Below are 3,041 nucleotides of genomic sequence, written 5' to 3'. Positions count from 1 at the left end.
GGGGCCAGTGCGCGAATCGACGGTCGCCCTCGGGCATGACGATTTCCTGGACGGCGTTGAGGTGGATCTGCAGGGCATCGGCGGCGATCAGGTCCACGGCCCGACGCGCTTGGTCGACGGCCGTGTTCGCGTTCACGTTCGCCATGACAATGCCGTGTGGATTGTGCTGTCGCAGTGCGAGATAGGTGTCCGCGACCGTGGCGTCCCGCAGTACGGCGCTCATCGAGCCGGACGCGATCGGGACGCCGGTTTCGGCGGCGGCGATGGCCAGCTCGCGGTTGACCGTGCCCGCGCGCTCGCTGCCGCCGCTCATTGCGTTGATGTACAGCGGTGTCGCCCAACGCATTCCGGCCACCACGGTTGTGAGGTTCACGTCGGCGCGGTCGATACCCGCCAATGCGTGATGGACGAAGCGCACCGAGTCGAAATCGTTTCCCTCGGCCGGTCGGCTGTGTTGAGCCACCGCCAGCCGCAGGTGGTCGTCCTTGCGGTTGCTCATTGGAGTGCTCATGGGGCGTCTCCTGGATTCGGCAGCGGGTGGAGCGACAGCGGTTGGATCCCGGCCGCATTCCACCGGCGGATCACGTCGGCGGCCTGGTCGGGCCGTTTCTGGTCGACGACGGCTATTCCGCAGTCGCCGCCGCCCGCGCCCGACGGTTTGGCCGCGGCGCCGGCCCGCGCCGCCTCGGTGCACAGGGTGTCGAGGCGCGGCGTTCGAATGCCCAGCTCGGCGGCGGCGTCGAGAGCGTCGAGAACGGCTGCAGCCCGGCGGATCTGGTGTTGCACGGCGGTGACATCGTTATCGGCCAGGGCGGCGGCCAAACCCCCGACGCAGGCGGCGCTGTCGGTATGGAACGTGGCGGGCAGCCGCGCGAGCCGGTGTCGGATTCGGCCGCTCATGGCCGCTGTCGACGCGGGCTGCCCGGTCCACCCGGTCAGCAGCCGCACTCGTCTGGGCGGCGGCAATACCCGCACCGACGCGCCTGGCCAAGGGACGCGCAGGGCGGCCTCGATGCCGCGTTCGGCGGCGAGGTCGCGGACCCAGGCGCGGTCGGGGCTGCGGTAGGCGATCCACCCGCCCCAGGTCGCGGCAGCCACATCGCCGCAGGAGCCCGCCGGGTTCACCGCGACGGTTGCCAGCACCGCCAGCCGGTACCGTTCGGTGCGAGTGGGCTGCAGGCCGTAGAACGCAGTCAGCGCCTCGATCACCGCGACTGTTACCGCGGCGCTGGAACCCAACCCAAGCTTTGTGCCGGATGCGGCTACGAAATCATCAGCGGCGGTGTGCATTTCGAATGAGCGTGTGGGGATTTTGCGTTCGACGACGAGACGTTCGACCACCCTGGCGGCGGCGAGTACATAGTCGAACCGAGGGCCGGCTTGGGTGATCGGTAGGAGTCGCCCGTTGCGTCGATCGCAGTGCAGGCGATCGCCGCTCTCGCTGGAGGTGAAAACGACAGTGGGCGAACTGGTTTCGGTGACTGTGGCCGAGAGGTAGCGGTCGACCGCGACGAGGACGGCCGGTTGACCGGGCTGTAGGACGGCGTACTCACCGGCAAGGAACAACTTGCCCGGCGCTCGACGGGTGATCATGATCGACCACTGGAGGTCACGGTCACTCCGGGTCCGGGGTGAGCGACCCGAACCGAGAGCAATTCCTCGATCTCGTGCAGCGCCGCGACCACTCGTTGCTCGTCGGATCTCGCGCACCAGACGGCGACGTTCGGTCCGGCATCGATGGTGGCGTAGGCCGGGACCCCGGCCGAGCGCAGTTGCTCGACACGGTCCAGCACGCGTAGTGACAGGGGCGACAGGTAGCGGATCGCCGGGCGGGCCGACAACAGCACCGCGTGCATTCCCAGCGCGTTGCCTTCGGCGATCCGCCCGACGCGTGCCACGTCGCTATCGGCGACGGCAACACACATCTCGAGCAGATCGGCGCGGCTTGCGCAGGCCCACGGTAGATACAACGGCGAGGTTGTCATCGACTGCCGCATAGCCGTGCGGCTCGATGGCGTTTTCGGTGCGGTGTCGACGATCGCGATCACCAGCGCGGCATCCGGTCCGGCCGGTAGCGGTTCGGCGTAACTGGTGTCGTCGCCGTCCGCGCCGAATCCGGCCCCGGCGTGCCATATCACGAATCCCCCGAAGATCGACCGGCAGGCCGATCCCGAACCGCGGCGCGCCAGCCGTGACAGGTCTCGCGGAGTCGATCGCAGCCCGTAGGCGTGGGTGGCTGCCGCGGCAAGGGCCGCGAAACCGCTTGCTGACGAGGCCAATCCGGTGCCGGTCGGTACGGTATTCGTTGTTTCCACGCGCGCGTGCTCCGAGCGTCCGGCGCGTTCGCGTACCAGCGCGAGAAATCGCTCGACTCGGTCCCGGATGTGCCGTGGCGCCGGGCGACCGTCGAACCACACGGAATCGGCCGAAGACTGCGGTTCCAACGACACCCGGGTTGTGGTGGGGAAGATATCGAGGGTCATCGACAAACTTCCGGTGACCGGCAATACGAGGGACTCGTCGCGCTTGCCCCAATACTTCACCAGCGCCATATTCGGATAGGCGACAGCGTTTGCTTCGGAGTCCGCGTGGTCGGTCGCTGAAAAGCTTGCGGGACAGAAGGTGTCGGTGTCGGCCGCATTGCCTGTATTCATTGCCGTCGCCCCCGCAGAGGTACCGTCCACGTGCGAGCCGCGCCTTTCCTGGACAATGCCTCCGCCACTGCTGCGGCTGTCGTTGGCGTGGTCAGTGCGATCATGCAGCCGCCCAGGCCGCTTCCGGTGAGTTTCGCGCCGAGCGCTCCGGCGTCCGACGCCGCCTTCACCAATCGGTCCAATGTCGGGGTGCTGACTCCGAATTCGCCGAGCAGCGTGTGAAATTCGGTCATCGACGCGCCCAGTGCGGGCGCGTCGGCGGTTTCCAGGGCGTGCAGGGCGGAGTCGACGATGCGTCGCGACAGGTCCAGAAGTAGCGCGCCGTTGCCGCGTTCCTGGCGCAATACGTTTTCGACCGTGCGCACTGCGTCTCGGGTGGAGCCGGGC

4 protein-coding genes are annotated in these 3,041 nt (G+C 68.0%); all 4 read right to left on the bottom strand.

What is annotated here, in order from left to right; translation table 11 throughout:
• A partial coding sequence (locus NP4_RS39435; RefSeq protein ID WP_174556228.1) for a beta/alpha barrel domain-containing protein occupies positions 1-511 on the bottom strand: 511 nt, incomplete at its 3' end.
• On the bottom strand, positions 508-1,593 hold the full coding sequence (locus NP4_RS39430; RefSeq protein WP_068009977.1) for a phosphomevalonate kinase: 1,086 nt from the start codon (positions 1,591-1,593) through the stop codon (positions 508-510). The genes NP4_RS39435 and NP4_RS39430, both read right to left, overlap by 4 nt.
• Positions 1,590-2,654: a diphosphomevalonate decarboxylase gene (gene mvaD, locus NP4_RS39425; protein WP_082876649.1), complete on the bottom strand. Its 1,065-nt coding sequence runs from the start codon at positions 2,652-2,654 to the stop codon at positions 1,590-1,592. The genes NP4_RS39430 and mvaD overlap by 4 nt, the downstream gene beginning before the upstream one ends.
• Positions 2,651-3,041 (bottom strand): mevalonate kinase family protein (locus tag NP4_RS39420; protein ID WP_373863913.1); only part of this gene is annotated, 391 nt, incomplete at its 5' end. The genes NP4_RS39420 and mvaD, both read right to left, overlap by 4 nt.

The sequence above is a fragment of the Nocardia pseudobrasiliensis NBRC 108224 genome (assembly GCF_001613105.1).
In the GTDB taxonomy this organism is placed as follows: domain Bacteria; phylum Actinomycetota; class Actinomycetes; order Mycobacteriales; family Mycobacteriaceae; genus Nocardia; species Nocardia pseudobrasiliensis.
Note: the sequence above shows the minus strand (reverse complement) of the source record. Positions and strands in the feature narration are given on the sequence as shown.